Source organism: Chromobacterium sphagni (assembly GCF_001855555.1).
GTDB classification, from domain to species: Bacteria; Pseudomonadota; Gammaproteobacteria; order Burkholderiales; family Chromobacteriaceae; genus Chromobacterium; species Chromobacterium sphagni.
In genome coordinates, this window is the sequence record NZ_MKCT01000001.1 from 920,374 (window position 1) to 937,111 (window position 16,738).

Annotated in this window: 13 protein-coding genes; 12 read left to right on the plus strand and 1 reads right to left on the minus strand. The window is 66.3% G+C overall.

The genetic code is table 11. The features are described from left to right. Window positions 1-14 precede the first annotated feature (14 nt). The 7 genes from BI344_RS04490 (at window position 15) to BI344_RS04520 (ending at window position 9,643) form a co-directional block, all read left to right on the plus strand. The gene (locus BI344_RS04490) at window positions 15-476 is read left to right on the plus strand and encodes a hypothetical protein (protein WP_071111721.1); all 462 of its coding nucleotides are present in this window, start codon (window positions 15-17) and stop codon (window positions 474-476) included. Between the two features lie 4 nt (window positions 477-480). Further along, window positions 481-942 carry a CYTH domain-containing protein gene (locus tag BI344_RS04495; protein ID WP_071111722.1) on the plus strand — a complete coding sequence of 154 codons (462 nt, stop codon included), beginning with the start codon at window positions 481-483 and terminating at the stop codon, window positions 940-942. 212 nt (window positions 943-1,154) lie between these two features. Then, entirely contained in the window at window positions 1,155-2,432 is a 1,278-nt protein-coding gene (gene hemL, locus BI344_RS04500) for a glutamate-1-semialdehyde 2,1-aminomutase (RefSeq protein WP_071111723.1), read from the plus strand. A 148-nt stretch (window positions 2,433-2,580) separates the two neighbouring features. Next, window positions 2,581-3,882 (plus strand): hypothetical protein, encoded by a 1,302-nt coding sequence (locus BI344_RS04505; protein ID WP_139166884.1) that lies wholly within the window; start codon window positions 2,581-2,583, stop codon window positions 3,880-3,882. 197 nt (window positions 3,883-4,079) lie between these two features. Then, on the plus strand, window positions 4,080-5,408 hold the full coding sequence (locus tag BI344_RS04510) for a hypothetical protein (RefSeq protein ID WP_071111725.1): 1,329 nt from the start codon (window positions 4,080-4,082) through the stop codon (window positions 5,406-5,408). 54 nt (window positions 5,409-5,462) lie between these two features. Next, window positions 5,463-6,803, plus strand: coding sequence for a hypothetical protein (locus tag BI344_RS04515; protein ID WP_071111726.1), 1,341 nt, complete (start codon window positions 5,463-5,465; stop codon window positions 6,801-6,803). 113 nt (window positions 6,804-6,916) lie between these two features. Continuing rightward, entirely contained in the window at window positions 6,917-9,643 is a 2,727-nt protein-coding gene (locus BI344_RS04520) for a DEAD/DEAH box helicase (RefSeq protein ID WP_071111727.1), read from the plus strand. Here BI344_RS04520 and BI344_RS04525 read toward each other — a convergent pair. Continuing rightward, complete coding sequence (locus BI344_RS04525; protein WP_071111728.1) at window positions 9,617-10,537, minus strand: DMT family transporter; 921 nt, start codon at window positions 10,535-10,537, stop codon at window positions 9,617-9,619. The two genes, BI344_RS04520 and BI344_RS04525, sit on opposite strands and share 27 nt — an antisense overlap. A 94-nt stretch (window positions 10,538-10,631) precedes the next feature. On the opposite strand from BI344_RS04525, the gene BI344_RS04530 reads away from it, so the two are divergent. The 5 genes from BI344_RS04530 (at window position 10,632) to BI344_RS04550 (ending at window position 16,703) form a co-directional block, all read left to right on the plus strand. Then, entirely contained in the window at window positions 10,632-11,543 is a 912-nt protein-coding gene (locus BI344_RS04530; protein WP_071111729.1) for a LysR family transcriptional regulator, read from the plus strand. 123 nt (window positions 11,544-11,666) lie between these two features. Beyond that, a complete protein-coding gene (locus tag BI344_RS04535) occupies window positions 11,667-12,491 on the plus strand; it encodes a S1/P1 nuclease (RefSeq protein WP_071111730.1) in 825 nt (274 codons plus the stop codon). Window positions 12,492-12,598: 107 nt separating this feature from the next. Then, window positions 12,599-13,240 carry a pyridoxamine 5'-phosphate oxidase gene (pdxH, locus tag BI344_RS04540; RefSeq protein WP_071111731.1) on the plus strand — a complete coding sequence of 214 codons (642 nt, stop codon included), beginning with the start codon at window positions 12,599-12,601 and terminating at the stop codon, window positions 13,238-13,240. Between the two features lie 630 nt (window positions 13,241-13,870). Next, window positions 13,871-15,343 carry a M4 family metallopeptidase gene (locus BI344_RS04545; RefSeq protein WP_071111732.1) on the plus strand — a complete coding sequence of 491 codons (1,473 nt, stop codon included), beginning with the start codon at window positions 13,871-13,873 and terminating at the stop codon, window positions 15,341-15,343. Between the two features lie 94 nt (window positions 15,344-15,437). Then, on the plus strand, window positions 15,438-16,703 hold the full coding sequence (locus BI344_RS04550) for a M28 family metallopeptidase (protein WP_071111733.1): 1,266 nt from the start codon (window positions 15,438-15,440) through the stop codon (window positions 16,701-16,703). Window positions 16,704-16,738 lie beyond the last annotated feature (35 nt).

Consider the following 16,738-nt stretch of genomic DNA (forward strand, 5'->3'; position numbering starts at 1 on the left):
CAGGTAGCCCGATCATGATGCGCATAGTGTTTGCCGGGCTGCTGCTGGCGGCCTCCCAGGTCCAGGCCGCGCCTGCATCCCAGCCGTCGTTGCCGCCCGCGCTGCTGCTCAGCGTGGAGCGCGACGGCGAGCCGTTGCGGCAGTTGCCGTTATGCCTGGCCGCCGACGGCAGCTTCCACGCTGCGCGCCGTCAGGATGGCGCGGAACTGGACGCGCAAGGCCGGCTGCAGGCGCCGCGCGGACACGCTTATCCGCTGGTCAATCTACAGCTGAGCTGGCGCGACGATGCTGGCGCGCAGCGGCTGGACAGCCAGCTGGCGCTGGAGGACGGCCGCCAGCTGCTGGGCGGCCTGCAGCAGCTGGTGTATCCCTACGGCAAAGCGCCTGGGGTGGAGCCGCAGCGCAGCAGCCTTACCTTTTATCTGGAGCGGCAGGCCGCTTGCCCGCCGCCCGGCCCCGACAAAGCAAAGGAATGAAATCATGGGATTGGAAATCGAACGCCGCTTCGTGGTGGACGGCGACGCCTGGCGCGGACTGGCTCCCGCGGTGCAGTACCGGCAGGGATACCTGTCGGTGGAGAAGGAGCGCACGGTGCGGGTGCGGGTGGTGGGCGATCAAGCCTGGCTCACGCTGAAAGGCAATATCAGCAACGTCAGCCGCCACGAGTTCGAATACCCGATCCCGCTGGCCGATGCGCAGACCATCATGGCGGCGATGTGCCCGATGGTGGTGGACAAGCTGCGCCACCGTATCGAGCACGGCGGCTTTATTTGGGAGGTGGACGAGTTCTTCGGCGACAACGCCGGCCTGGTGCTGGCGGAGATAGAGCTGCCGGCGGAGGACACGCCGTTTGAAAAGCCGCGGTGGGTGGGCGAGGAAGTGACGGAGGATGGGCGCTATACCAACGCCTATCTGTCCAAGAATCCATACCGCAAGTGGTAAACGCCTGGCTTGCCGCCGCGGCGCCGATGCCGGCCAGGCGGGTCGCGTCCTGGTCGGGACGGCAGCCGATCTTGCAATTTGGCGCGCCATCCGGCCCCACCCCACCGTGGTTCCCGTCATCATGTAAAATAAGGCCAGCCCAGTGGACCCAATCCCCCACCGCGCCTCATCTCACTCCGCGGCCCAGACGGCCGCCAGACAAGGAAAAGCTCATGTCCCGCAATCTGGAACTGTTTGAACGTGGCAAGCAAGTGATCCCCGGCGGCGTTAACTCGCCGGTGCGCGCCTTTGGCCAGGTCGGCGGCACGCCGCGCTTCGTCACGCGCGCCGAGGGGGCTTACTTCTGGGACGCCGACGGCAAGCGGTATCTGGACTATGTCGGCTCCTGGGGCCCGGCCATCGTCGGCCACGCTCATCCGGAGGTGGTGAAAGCGGTGCAGGACGCCGCTGTAGGCGGCCTGTCGTTCGGCGCGCCCACCGAGGGCGAGGTGGTGATCGCCGAGGAAATCTGCAAGCTGTTGCCGTCGATCGAGCAGGTGCGGCTGGTGTCCTCCGGTACCGAGGCGACGATGACCGCCATCCGCCTGGCGCGCGGCTTCACCGGCCGCGACCTGATCGTCAAGTTCGAGGGCTGCTACCACGGCCACTCCGACAGCCTGCTGGTGAAAGCCGGCTCCGGCCTGCTGACTTTCGGCAATCCGTCGTCCGGCGGCGTGCCGGCCGATTTCACCAAGCACACGCTGGTACTGCAATACAACGATGTGGAGCAGCTGGCCCGCACCTTCGCCGAAATCGGCGACAAGATCGCCTGCGTGATCCTGGAGCCGATCGCCGGCAATATGAACCTGATCCAGCCGTCGGCGGAATTCGTCAAGACGCTGCGCGCCCTCACCGAGCAATACGGCGCGGTGTTGATCTATGACGAGGTGATGACCGGCTTCCGCGTGGCGCTCTCTTGCGCGCAGGGTCTGCATGGCGTCACGCCCGACCTCACCACGCTTGGCAAGGTGGTCGGCGGCGGCATGCCGCTGGCGGCCTTCGGCGGCCGCGCCGACATCATGGGCAAAATCGCGCCGCTGGGCACCGTCTACCAGGCCGGCACTCTGTCCGGCAATCCGCTGTCGGTGGCAGCGGGCATGGCCACGCTGAAGCTGATCCAACAACCCGGCTTCCACGACACGCTGGGCCGCCGCTCCGCCCGCTTGGCGCAAGGCCTGGCCGACACGGCGAAACAGGCCGGCGTCACCCTGTCCAGCGACAGCGTCGGCGGCATGTTCGGCTTCTACTTCAGCGCGCAGGCGCCCAAATCTCACGCCGAAGCCACCCGTTGCGACATCGAAGCCTTCAAGCGCTTCTTCCACGCGATGCTGGACGAGGGCATTTACCTCGCGCCGTCTGCCTACGAGGCCGGTTTCGTTTCCATCGCCCATACCGATGAACTGATCGAGGCTACCATCGCCGCCGCCGGCAGGGCCTTCGCGCGCGTCTGACCGTTAACAAAGATGAACAAGGGAGCTTTGGCTCCCTTTTTTATTGCGCTGAAGAAAACGGGCCGAATTGGTAATATTGCCGCCGGATTCAAAAAAACATTCGGACCGAATAGGTCCGCAGGACATTGCGGCAGTGAAGGGGATGTGGATGGAAAGGAAGACCAGGCTGCGCCTGGCCGTCGGCGTCGGCGCGCTGGCGGTCGTGGTCTTGGCCGCGGTTTGGCTGTTGCGCGGCGGCGGCGAGGTCAGCATCGAGAGGCTGGCGCTGGACGACGACAGCGGCCGCCGGCAGGCGGCGGGAATCATGAACCGGGTTTATGGCAGCGAGCAGCATGATCCGCAGCGCAATTGCTGGCATTACCTGCGCGAGGACGGCGGCGATTACTGCCTGAGTCCGCTGGCGCTGGACCGGGTGGCGGTGGGGCGCCAGCGCCGGTTGTACCTGTTCGCCGGCGGCGGCAAGGACGGCGCGCGCGATGAGGATTTGAGCGGCCTGGTCGGCGCTTTCGTCGCCGACGCCGACACCCTGGCGCCGATCGCCGGCAGCCGGGAGCTGGACTTTTCCAACCGCCGCGCCGCCGGCCCGGATCAGGTGCAGCTGCTGCAATTGTCCCGCGACGGCTATATGGGCTGGTTCGCGGTCGGACGCGCAGCGCCCGGCGGCGGGGCCGAGGAGTTTCCGCAGTTTTACGCGCCCAGGGGCGACGAGGTGGTGGCGATCGGCGGCGAAGTGTTCGGCCGCGACGCTGAGGCCATCGACGGGCTGAAGTTCGCGTACCAGCTGGACAGCGCCCAGGGCGGCGCCAGGGTTTACCCGCTGTCGCTGACCGTCCGCGACGGCAAGGGCAAGCAGCTGGCCAGCTTCGATTTCCGCTTCGACCGCCGGCGCTGGGAATATGTCTGCGCCGACGTGGACTGCCGAGTGCGCGCCGGTCTGCCGATGCGGCCGGGGCGCGAGGAAACCGCCCAGCAGCCGGCCGCGCTCGCGGCCGACGCCAACGAGGCGCTATTCGGCCGCGGGCGCAAGCTATCCGATGCCGATTTGCGCGACGTGCTGGTCCAATTGGGCATGCGTTACGTCGCGCAGGATGGCGCGGCCGGGTTCATCGGCCAGAACGGCTGCGACGCGCCTTATCCGCTGGACGCCCATTTCGAGCGCGACGGCGGGCAGGAGCAGCTGTGGGTGCGCGGCGGCGATGGCTGCACCTCGGGCGCGGCCGGCGCTTCCGTCTGGATTTTCGTCCGTGATGGCGGCGGCCGCCTGCGCGTCAACCTAGGCATGCCGGCCGCCGATGTGCGCCGCACCCGGGACGTGTCGGCCGGCGTGCACGACCTGCGGGTCGGCTCGGCCGGCTTTTGCGACCGGCTGTGGCGTTGGAACGGCAAGGCCTTCGTCCATCTGCTGAACATCCCGACCCAGACCGGCGGCTGCGACGGCGCCGATCTCTAGCGGCGGGGCGCGCCGCCGCTGCGTCATTTCGCCGTAGCCTCTGCTGACTGCCGGCGGTTCCGCCGGCGGGCCGTCCATCCTGCCTTCATCGCCAGTCAATCCACGCTTTTGATGCGGCCTGATAGAATGACAAGTCAAATTTATTGATGTTTATTGTTTCAATTGGCATCAATACATCCGGATTGAGACAAGATCATATGGAAAACAAGAAAAAGCTCGCGTTGCTGGCAGGCGCCGCGGCATTGCTGATCGCAGCCGGTTTCGGCGGCTGGAAATACTGGAAGTCGCACCAGGCGGTGCAGGTAGAGCGTTTGGCGCTGGACGGTGATCCCGGCCGGCAACTGGCCGGCGATATCATGGACAAGATGTACGGCAAGGACGCGTACGACGGCAAGGCAAAGTGCTGGAACATCGACCATGCGGCCAGCAAGGATGAGGACTCGGCCACCTATTGCATGAAGCCGCTGGCCTTGGACCGCGTGCATGCGGCCGGAGAGGAGCGCTGGTACCTGTTCGCCGGCGCCAGCCGGCCCGATGGCAGCCATGTCGATAGCGAGGCGCTGGTCGGGGCTTTCGTGGTCGACGCCAAGGGCCACGAACTGATTGCCGGCAACCGCGAGCTGTCTTTCAGCAACAGCTTCGCCAGCGCGCCGGCAGAGGTGAGGCTGTTGCAGTTGTCATCCAGCGGCTATATGGGCTGGTTCACCGAGGGCGGCGATGAGCATCAGGGCATCACCACCAGCTATCCGCAACTATTCGCGCCCAAGGGCAAGAAGGTGGTGGGAATTGGCGGCGAGGTGTTCGGCAAGACGGAGAGCATGGCCGAGACACTGGGCTTCGACTACCAGCCCGACGCCAGCCAACCCGATGCCAAGGTCTACCCCTTGCTGCTGACGGTGAACGCGGACAAGGTCGTCGCTCGCTTCCGCTTCCGCTTCGACCACGATAAATGGCGCTATGTCTGCGCCGACCAGGCCTGCCGCAAGCAGCAGGGCATCCCGGAATATCAGCCGGAGCATGCGGGCGAAGCAGAAGGCGACGATAGCCAGTCGACTCAGCCGCCGGCCACCGCCAACGCCGCGCTGTTCAGCGACGGCGCCGAGCTGTCGGCCGCCGACCTGAAGGACGTGCTGGGCGCTCTGGGCGCGACTTACGTGGTCAAGGACCAAGACAACTGGGGCTTCGTCACCGGGCCGTGCCGCCAGCCGTTCAAGCTGAGCGCCTCCTACCCCAGCGATGAAAAGGACCGCCACAACGAATTGTGGGTGGAGGGCGGCAGCGCCTGCACCTCCGGCGCCACCGGCCAGAGCGTGTGGCTGTTCATCCGCGGCGAAGACGGCCATCTGCGCGCCAACCTGGGGGGGCCGGCGACCAAGGCCGCGGTGACCGGCGATCTCAACAACGGCCGCTACGACTTGCGGCTGTCCGGCAATGGCTTCTGCGAAGCGGTGTGGCGCTGGGACGGTAGCCAGTACCAGCACCTGAAGAATATCGCCACCCAGCCCGGCGGCTGCGGCGGCGAATAAAACGGCGGCCGCAGGCCTGCGGCCGCGTTGTCTGGGACTTTCCAAGGATATTCCGTGAAATTGAACAAGAAACACTGGATCGCGCTGGCGATCACGGGCGTGGTGCTGCTGGGCCTGATTTTTGCCGCCTACCGCGTGCTGCACCAAAGCAACGGCCGCGTCGAGCGGCTGGACCTGGGCAGCCAGCAGAATCGCCGGTTGGCCGACGAACTGATGGACAAGCTGTACGGCCACGATGCCTATGACGGCAAGCAGCATTGCTGGACCAATACCGCCAGCGACTTCGATTTCTGCATGAAACCCATCCAGCTGGACCGCGTCGACAGCGCCGCCGGTCCGCGTCTGTATCTGCTGGCCGGCGCCGATGGCCGCACCATGCCGACCGAGACCGGCGACCTCGACCTCTGGAGTCTGCTGGGCGCGGTCATCGTCAATGGCGACAGCCATGAGGTCATTGCCAGCACCCGGCTGGTGTCCTTCCTCGACGATGCCCGCAAAGCGCCGTCCGATGTCCGGCTGCTGCAACTGAGCGGCAAGGGCGACATGGGCTGGCTGCTGGAGGGCATGACGAGCCGGCGCGGCGAGCCGCTGCTGTTGGCCGCGCGCAAGGAGCAGATCGAGAACATCGCCGGCGAGCTGTTCGGCAAGCTGCCGGACGAGGCCGAGCAGCGCTTCGACTACCGCGTCGAGGCCGGATCCGGCGACGGCTACTATCCGCTGCTGCTGACCGCCGGCAACGACAAGCAGCGTTATCGCTTCGTCTTCGACGACAAGGAAGGCAAGTACCAGTGCGCCGACGACAGCTGCCGCAAGCGCTGGCAGCGCTGGTCCGATGCCGGCGTCGACGACTCCGGGCCGGGCGATGAAGGCGACGACCAGAGCACGGCTGCCAACCAGCCTCCCGCCGACGCCAATGCCGCATTGTTCGACGACGGCAACAAGCTGTCCGATGCCGACTTGAAAGAGGTGTTGGCCGGGTTGGGCATGACTTATGTGGTCAAGGACCAGGACAACTGGGGGTTCGTCACCGAGAAATGCCGGACGCCGTTCCGCCTGAGCGGTTCCTATGGCAAGTCGCACGATGAGGACCACAACGAGATCTGGATCCGCGGCGGCGACAACTGCACATCCGGCAACACCGGCCAGAGCATCTGGACCTTCGACCGCGACGACGACGGCCATCTGCGCGTCAGTCTGGGCGTGCCGGCGACCAAGGTGGTGGTGACCGATGGCGCCAATAGCCCGGATGACAATCCGCGCAATGACATCCGGCTGACCGGCAACGGTTTCTGCGAATCGGTCTGGCGTTGGGACGGCAAGCAGTACCAGCGTTTGCGCAACGAGGCGACCCAGCCCGGCGGCTGCGACCGCGAGCCGCCCGTTGAGCAGCAATAAGCGCGCTTTGACCGTCAAGGCAAACGGCAGCCCAGGCTGCCGTTTTTGATTGCGCTTTGCAGCGCGCGCCGAATCCGGCAACATCGGCCCGATTTCCCGTTCTGCGATGACTCATGACCGAAGCGCAACCTTCCATTCGCCTGATCTGGCGCCTGCGCCTCGCCGACTCCGGCGTCCAGCTGCGGCCGCTGCTGCAAACCGCTGCCGCCGATGGCTGGGGGCGCGGCCGCGCCTGCGCGCTGGCCACCCTGCTGCAAAGGGAAAGCGAGGCGCTGCGCCCGCACGACCTGCCCTTGCTGCGCCTGCTGCTGGCGCAGCTGGACCAGCATGACGGCGACGCCGGCCTGCTGGACGCCACCGCCGCATTGCCGATGCTGATCGGCCACCCGCTGGTGTTCGATGCCGAACAACCTGCGCGGCGCATCCATGTGGAAAGCGGCCAGCCGGCGCTGGAGATGGAGCGGGCGGGGGCCGAGCTGCGGCTGCGGCTGATTCCCGCCGGCCTGGCCAATTGCGGCGGCGTGCTGTGGCAGCGCCCGGCGCCGGACCGGCTGCTGGTGTATGAGCTGACCGCCGAGCTGTCGGCGCTGGCCGACCTGGTCGGCCACGGCCTGGCCGTGCCGTGGCAGGCCAGGATGCGGGTGCTGGAGGCGATCCGCGACGTCGCGCCCGGCCTGCCGTTGCGGGACGCCAGTCCGGCTTTCGACCCGGCCCTGCCCAGCAGCCCGGCCGACCCGGCGCTGTACGCGCTGCTGACCCGGCAACAGGAAGGCTTGCGGCTGCAGTTGAAGGTGAGGCCGCATCCGGCCGCCGCTTGGAGCGCGCCCGGCCGCGGCGCCGAGGGCCTGGTGCTGGAGCTGGACGGCGAATACCGCCAGCTGCGGCGCGATCTCGCCGACGAGCGCCGCCGCCTGCGCGCGCTGCGCGAGTCTTGCCCGGCCATTGCCAGCGGCCAGCGCGACGGCGACGGCTGGCTGTTCGCCGGGCAGCAGTCGGCGCTGGCGATGCTGGCGCAGCTGCAGGCCCAGGGCGAAGGCGTCGTGCATTGCCTGTGGCCGCAGGGCGACAAGATCAGGTTGGCGGCGGGCGCCGGCCTGCCGCAGTTGCGCCTGAAGGTGAAGAAGCGCGGCGGCTGGCTGCAGGCCGACGGCGAGCTGGAGCTGGACGACGGCCGCATCGTGTCGCTGCGCCATCTGCTGGCGGCCTTGGCCGGTCAGCGCGGCAACTACCTCAAGCTGTCCGATGGCGATTGGCTGGCGCTGTCTGGCAGCCTGCGCGACCGCCTGGGCGAACTGTCGCGGCTGGTGGACCACGCCGGTCCGGATGGCCTGGCGATCAGCCCGCTGGCCGCGCCGCGGCTGCTGGAGCTGGGCGAGGAAGCCGGCGAATTCGGCGGCGACGAGGACTGGCGCCGGCAGGCGGCGCGCTGGCGGACGGCGGCCGATTTCCAGCCGCAGGTGCCGCCCACGCTGCAGGCCAGCCTGCGGCCATACCAGCTGCAGGGCTTCGCCTGGATGGCGCGGCTGTCGCATTGGGGACTGGGGGCTTGCCTCGCCGACGACATGGGCCTGGGCAAAACGGTGCAGACGCTGGCGCTGCTGCTCACCCGCGCCCATTTGGGGCCGCAGCTGGCGGTGGCACCCACCTCGGTGGCGCTGAACTGGCTGGCCGAGGCCGCCCGCTTCGCGCCGTCGCTGCGCTTGCGCCCCTATCAGCAGAACCGCCGGCTGGACGATGTCGGTCCCGGCGACCTGGTGGTGGCCAGCTATGGCCTGCTGCAGCGCCAGGCCGACGCCTTCTGCGGGGTGCATTGGGCGACGGCGGTGCTGGACGAGGCGCAGGCGATCAAGAATCCGACCAGCCAGCGCGCCCAGGTGGCGCAGAGCCTGCGCGCCGATTTCCGTCTGGCCGCCAGCGGCACGCCGGTGGAAAACCATTTGGGCGAGCTGTGGAGCCTGTTCCGCTTCGTCGCGCCCGGCCTGTTGGGCAACCTGGCGCAGTTCGAGCAGCGCTACGCTCAGCCGATAGCCGATGGCGACGACGATGCCCGCCGGCAGTTGAAGACGCTGATCCAGCCCTACCTGCTGCGCCGCACCAAGCGCGAAGTGCTGACCGAGCTGCCGCCCAAGACCGAAATCGTCCGCCTGGTAGAGTTGTCCGACCAAGAGCGCCACGTTTACGAGGCGATGCGCCAGCAGGCGCTGCAGAAGCTGGCCGAGGCCGACCCGGCCGCCGGCGGCCAGGCGATGCAGGTGCTGGCTGAACTGACCCGGCTGCGCCGCTTCTGCTGTCATCCGCAGCTGACGCAGCCGGACAGCGCGCTGCCGGCCAGCAAGCTGGCGGCTTTCGCCGCAATCTGCGAGGAGCTGCTGGACAACGGCCACAAGGCGCTGGTGTTCAGCCAGTTTGTCGACCACCTGGCCATCGTCGCCCGCCATCTGGACGGCCTGGGCGTGCATTACCATTACCTGGATGGATCGACGCCCATCAAGCAGCGCAAGGCCAGCATGGAAGCGTTCCAGGCTGGCGACGGCGAGCTGTTCCTGATCAGCCTGAAGGCCGGCGGCACCGGCCTCAACCTCACCGCCGCCGATTACGTCATCCACCTGGACCCGTGGTGGAATCCGGCGGTGGAGGACCAGGCCTCCGACCGCGCCTACCGCATGGGCCAGCAGCGCCCGGTGACGGTGTACCGGCTGGTGGCGGCCGGCACCATAGAGGAAAAGATCGTCGCGCTGCACGCGGAAAAGCGCGCGCTGGCCGACAGCCTGCTCGCCGGCGCCGACATCAGCGCCAGGCTGGACGGCGAGGCGTTATTGGCCTTGCTGCGCAGCGCCTAGCCGGCAGGCCTGGGGCGGCGTGGCCCGGGTTTCCCGAGCCGCCAGCCAGGCGCCCAGGCTGACCAGCGCCAGTCCGGCCTCCAGGTAGCCGGTCAAGGGCTCGTTCAGCAGGGGCGCCGCCAGCACGCCTGCCAGGATCGGAATCAGCGCGAACAGCGCCCCCACCCGTACCGCGCCCAGGCTGGCGATGGCCCGCAGGTAGAGCAGCATCGCCAGGATGGCGGCGGCCACGCCTTGGTACAGCGCCTGGAAGGCCAGCATGCCCCAAGACGCCGCCGCCAGATGTTTGGGCAGCAGCAGCAGGTAAAGCGGCAGATAGAGCAGCGCGCCCATGATGGTGATGGCGCGCGTCAGCGGCCACGCCTGGTAGCCCCAGCGCCGCGCCAGCACGCCGAAGGCCGCCCAGCATAAGGAAGCCGCCAGAAGCAGCAGATCGCCCAGCCAGGCTTGGCCGCCCGACTCTCCGTCCAGCATCGGGACGGCGCTGATGGCCAGACCCAATGCGATCAGGCCATAGCCTGGCAACTTGCGGTGTTGCAGCGCCTCGCCGGCTAGCAGCCAGGCGAATAGCGCCACCAGGAAGGGCTGCAGTCCCGGCAGCAGCAGGCCGCCGTGCGCGGCCGGCGCAAATTTGAAGCCGCTGTAGGCGAAGACGCTGACGCCCAGGCCGCCCAGCAGGGTGAGCAGCCACAGTCTGGCGTCGCGGATGGCGCCGCGCGGCAGGCCGCCGCAGGCCAGCAGGATCAGCGCGGCGGTGCCGACCCGCAGGGCCAGGATGTCGGTGCCGGCCAACACGCTTTTGCCGCCCAGACGGGAGACGATATTGAAGCCGGTCCAGATGGCTACGGCGCCGGCGGCGGCCAGATAACCCTGGCGGGATGAGAGTGCGGGCATCGGAAGCTCCTTGAGTGGGATGCTTGATGGTAGATCCGCAAAATATTCATTAAAAATGAATTATTATGATAAAAATAATCTTCAGGAGAGAATGATGGATCTGGATGAACTGCGCATCTTCCAGGCCGTGCTGCAGGAGGGCGGCATCACCCGTGCCGCGCAGCGGCTGAACCGGGTGCAATCCAACGTCACCACCCGCTTGCGTCAGTTGGAGGACAAACTGGGCGTGGAGCTGTTTCTGCGCGAGGGCAGGCGCCTGCTGCCCACCGACGCCGCCCATCGGCTGGGAGGCTACGCCGAGCGCCTGCTGGCGCTGGCCGAGGAGGCGCGCCAGGCGATGCTGGACCAGACGCCGCGCGGCCAATTGCGCCTGGGCGCGATGGAAAGCACCGCCGCCGCGCGGCTGGCTCCGCTGTTGGCCGACTACCATCACCGCTATCCGGAAGTGCGCCTGGAGCTGCAGGCCGGGGAGTCGCGCGCGCTGATCCATGCGGTGCTGGACGGCAAACTGGATGCGGCGCTGGTAAGCGGGCCGGCCGACGACGACAGGCTGGAGCAGACCGTGGTGTTCGAGGAAGAAATCGTGCTGGTGGCGGCGGCCGGCTTGCGGCAGTTGTCGCTGCATTTTCTCGCCGACTCCACCCTGTTGACTTTCGGCAGCGGCTGCGCCTACCGCCAGCGGCTGGAATACTGGCTGCGGCAGCAGGGCGTGCAGCCGCGGCGCATTGTGGAGCTGACCTCCTACCATGCGATGCTCAGTTGCGTCGCCAGCGGCATGGGCCTGGCGATGGTGCCGCGCAGCCTGCTGGACAGCATGCCGCTGATGGCCGGGCAGGTGTCGGTGCATGGGCTGCCTGCCGACCTGGCGCGCGCGCTGACCGTGCTGATCCGCCGCCGCCAGTGGCGTCAGCCGGCGCTGGACGCGCTGCGGCGGATGCTGCTGGAAAAATACCAATCGGCCAGCGGCGGCGAAGAATCGATATTGATTTCAAATGGTTTTCAATGAGAAGTTATTGATAAGTATTATCTTTATATTAAAGCATTTATCTGTTTTTCATATTCATCCCGTATGATGCGCGTCGCTGCGACAAGTCAGCCATAGAACAACAGAAATCATCCGGGAGAAAACATGAAGAAGATCGTTGCATTGCTGCTGGCCGCGGGCTGCGCCGCCAACAGCGCCCAGGCGCTGGCCTGGGGCCAGGAAGGCCACCGCATCACCGGCTACATCGCCCAGCAGCTGCTGAGCGCGCAAGCCAGGACGGCGGTGAACCAGCTGATCCCGAACGCCGATTTCGCCCAGTTGGCGCTGTACATGGACCAGCACAAGCAAGAGCTGAAACAGACGCTGCCCGGTTCCGACCAGTGGCATTACAACGATGAGCCGGTGTGCTCCGGTGTGACCGAGGACGAGTGCCCGGACGGCAACTGCGCGGCCAACCAGATCGAGCGCTACCGCCAGGTGTTGGCCGACAAGTCCGCCGCCAAGGCCGATCGCGCCCAGGCGCTGACTTTCCTGATCCACATGGTGGGCGACATCCACCAGCCCTTGCACGCGGCCGACAACCTAGACCGCGGCGGCAACGATTTCAAGGTGCAGCTGCCCGGCAGCCGCAAGGTCGGCAATCTGCACTCGGTATGGGATACCGCCCTGGTGCAGCAGCAGCTTGCCGGCGCCAGCGAACAGAGCTGGGCCGGCCAGGACCTGCAGCGCTACCGGCGCGATGTCGCCGGCTGGCAGCGCGGCAGCGTGATGGACTGGGTGCATGAATCCAACCAGTACGCCAGGAGCGAAGTCTACGGCCCGCTGGCCGGCTTTGCCTGCGGCAGCTCTCCGGCCACCCCGGTCTACCTGGACAACACCTATCTGCGCGCCGGCGGACTGCTGGTAGAGCAGCAACTGGCCAAAGCCGGCGCCCGCATCGCCGCGGTGATCAACCAGGCGCTGAACTGAGCTCGGGTCCGGCCAGCCCCGCTGGCAGGCGGGATGGCCGGGCCATCTGACGCGGCGCATTTCCGCGACGGCCGGGATACACTAAGATGACCGGCTCAGGAGGAAATATGTCGCTCAATCTCGCCGATGTCCGATTGGAATACTCGAAGAAAGAATTGTCGCCGGAGGACTGCCTGCCGGATGCGGTGGCGCAGTTTGAAGTGTGGCTGAACGAGGCGCTGACCGCCCAGGTGCCGGAACCGACCGCGATGAACGTGGCCTCGGTCGGCGCCGACGGCCGGCCCGCCTCGCGCATCGTGCTGCTCAAGGGGGTGGAGGACGGCCAGCTGCTGTTCTACACCAACTATCTCAGCCGCAAGGGGCAGCAGCTGGACCACAATCCCCATGTGGCGCTGACCTTCTTCTGGCCGGAACTGGAGCGCCAGGTCCGGGTGGAGGGTAAGGTGGCCAGGGTGGCGCCTGAAGTTTCGGACGCCTACTTCGCCAGCCGGCCCTATACCAGCCGCCTGGGCGCCTGGGCCAGCGAGCAGAGCAGCGAAATCTCTTCCAAGGCGGTGCTGGTCACCCGCGCGGCGATGTTCGGCGCGCGCCATCCCATCAATGTGCCGCGTCCGCCGCACTGGGGAGGCTATGCGGTGGCGCCCGACCGGGTGGAATTCTGGCAGGGCCGCCCCAGCCGCCTGCATGACCGCGTGGTGTATATCCTGCAGTTGGATGGCGGCTGGCAGCGCTCCCGTCTCGCCCCCTGACCTCCCCATCCGGGCCGGTTTTGCCGGCCCGTGTCTGTCGAAAAATGATCATTCCAGCCGGTCAAAAAATACTATTGTCATATTTTTACAACAAATTCGCGTAAATAAAAACAATCGCGAAATATATCGTTAATTTACGTTTCCAAGGGACTGTCGCCGGAACACAAAAAACCAGATACCGCAATTGATCCAGCCTCATCAGGCGCTCATACCTTATCTTCAACTGCCAGAAAGTACAGATGAATATGCGCAAGAAAATTCCAATACATAATTTATGCACTTGGGATTGAATGGGTCAGGACACTGTCACCACCGTCCATCCAGTTTGCGACTACCTGGCAGGGGGTCGCGGCGGATCCCTCCCGGGTGCTAGCCGCAGACGCGCCTCGGAATCCGTTTTCAGGGTGGCGAATGATGGCGCCCGGCAATGCGCACGGCTCCCGCGAGAGGCGCCGGCGGACAGTACATCGCCCGGGCGGCATCGGTTCTCCCTTCAAAACCGCCGGACTACCGGCGGCATGACGACAGCCCGTCCAGGGACCGCGCTACGGCTCCGTTGTCGCTGGCCATCAGCTGGCGACGTTGCGCAGGACGCATCCCGTCCTGCCTTGCCTACATTTGGAGTCCGTGATGAGAAAACAGCAATTGATGTTGCGTGGTCTGGTATTGTCCGCCCTGGCGGTGCTCAGCTCGGCGGCGCTGGCGGCCGAGCGTATCGACCTGGAAAAACTGGGCAAGGCCCAGGCCAACAGCGCTTCGGCTTTCGCCGGCGTCGATCAGGCCGACCTGAAGCCGCTGCGCAGCACCCAATTCGCCACCGGCAAAGTGGTTACCCGCTTCCAGCAGTACTACCAGGGCGTGCCGGTATGGGGCGAGGCCGTGGTTGAGGAAAAACAGGCCGGCGCCGTCGCCAAGACTGTCGGCAAGCTGTCCGGCCACTACATCGCCGGCATCCAGTCGGACCTGGCGTCCTCCAAGCCCACTCTCAGCGTCGCCCAGGCGCTGTCGCAGGCCAAATCGCTGAAAGCCAACGGCAACCCCACCTACAACGAGAAGGCCGACCTGGTGGTGCGCCTGAACGAGCGCAACACCGCCCAGCTGGTCTACCTGGTGTCCTTCGTGGTCGACGGCAAGGAGCCGAGCCGCCCGCACCTGATCATCGACGCCAACAGCGGGCAGGTGCTGAAACAATGGGAAGGCCTGAACCACGCCGAAGCCAACGGCCCCGGCGGCAATGCCAAGACCGGCAAATACCTGTACGGCACCGACTACGGTCCGCTGATCGTCACCAGCGACTGCAAGATGGACAGCGGCAACGTCGCCACCGTCAACCTCAACGGCGGCACCAGCGGCACCACGCCGTACAAGTTCGCTTGCCCGACCAATACCTACAAGGCCATCAACGGCGCCTATTCGCCGCTTAACGATGCCCACTATTTCGGCAACGTGGTGTTCAACCTGTACAAGGACTGGTTCAATCTGAAGCCGATCAATCAGAAGCTGCTGATGAAGGTGCACTACAGCCGCAACTACGAGAACGCCTTCTGGGACGGCACCGCGATGACTTTCGGCGACGGCGCCAGCACCTTCTACCCGCTGGTCTCGCTGGATGTGTCCGCGCATGAAGTCAGCCACGGCTTCACCGAGCAGAACTCCGGCCTGGTCTACGACGGCCAGTCCGGCGGCATCAACGAGGCATTCTCCGACATGGCAGGCGAAGCCGCTGAGTACTACATGAAGGGCAAGAACGACTTCCTGGTGGGCGCGGAAATCTTCAAGAAGACCGGCGCGCTGCGCTACTTCGCCGACCCGACCAAGGACGGCCAATCGATCGGCAACGCCAAGGACTACTACAACGGCCTGGATGTGCACTATTCCAGCGGGGTATACAACAAGGCGTTCTACCTGATCGCCACCAGCCCGGGCTGGAACACCCGCAAGGCGTTTGAAGTGTTCGTCGACGCCAACCGCCTGTACTGGACCGCCAACGCCACCTACAACAGCGCCGCTTGCGGCGTGGTCAAGGCGGCCGGCGATCGCGGTTACAGCAGCGCCGATGTCACCAAGGCCTTCTCCGCCGTCGGCGTGACTTGCCAGCAGTAATAAGCCGCCGCCAGGACCGCGGTCCCGTCCGGGGCCGCATCTGACAGCAGTGCCGGCGCCGGGAGGCGCCGGCCTCCGCTCGGGAGCACCATACATGTTGAAACTGCGTCAAACCATACTGCTGGCCATGCTGAGCCTGGCCGGCACCGCTCAGGCCGCGCAACCGGTCTGGATTTCGCTGGGAGAACAAGGCTACCAGCTGCTGCGCAAGCTCGATGCCGGCATCAAGAGCCAGGAGAGCCGCAAGCTGGCGCCCAATAGCGCGCTGGCCAAGGGCGAGGCCGACGAGACCGTGCATCTGGTGGCCGTGGACGAAGCGCTGCTGCCGCGCCTGTCCGACGCCATCCATGAAAACCTGCGCCACTGCGGCGGCTTCATCGTCCACCCCAGCCTGCAGGAAGCGCGCGCTTCGCTGAGGGGGCCCGCCGCCGCGCTGGCCACGCTGGCGCCCAGCTATGCGATAGACAACCAGGCGACGGTGAACAAGCTGTTGCCGCAGCTGCAGGACAGCAACATCCTCGGCACCATCCAGTCGCTGTCCGGCTACCAGAACCGTTTCTACACCACCAGCCACGGCGTCAATGCCTCCAACTGGATCGCCAGCCAGTGGAAGCAGCTCGCCGGCAGCCGCAGCGATGTCACGGTGGAGCAGTTCAGCCACGCCAGCTGGCCGCAGAAATCGGTGATTCTCACCATCAAGGGCACGGACAACGCCGCCGAAACCCTGGTATTGGGCGGCCATCTGGACTCTACGGTAGGCAATGGCACCGGCGAAAACAGCCGCGCCCCCGGCGCCGACGACGACGCTTCCGGCGTGGCCAGCCTGACCGAGGTGGCGCGCGTGCTGCTGGCCAGCAATTACCAGCCGCGCCGCACCATCAAGTTCATGGCCTACGCGGCGGAGGAGGTGGGCCTGCGCGGCTCGTCCGACATCGCCAAGCGCTTCAAGCAGCAGCAGGTCAAGGTGGTGGGCGCGCTGCAACTGGACATGACCAACTATCAGGGCGACGCGCAGGACATCTTTCTGTTCACCGATTACACCAACGCGGCGCAGAATACCTTCCTCGCCAATCTGGCCAAGGCCTATCTGCCCAACCTGAAAGTCGGCTACAGCCAGTGCGGCTACGCTTGCTCCGACCACGCTTCGTGGCACGCGCAGGGCTACCCGGCGTCCTTCCCGTTCGAGTCCAGCTTCGACAAGTCCAACCCTTATATCCACAGCAGTAGCGACACCCTGGCCAGCTCCGGCAACCAGGCGCGCCATGCGCTGAAGTTCTCGCAGCTGGCGCTGGCCTACGCGGTGGAGCTGGGCAGCGACGGCCCAGCCGCCAAGGCAAGCAAGGTGGCCGAGCTGCGCTGAGCGCTCTCCGTCCAGGCGTCCGCCTGCCATGGGGC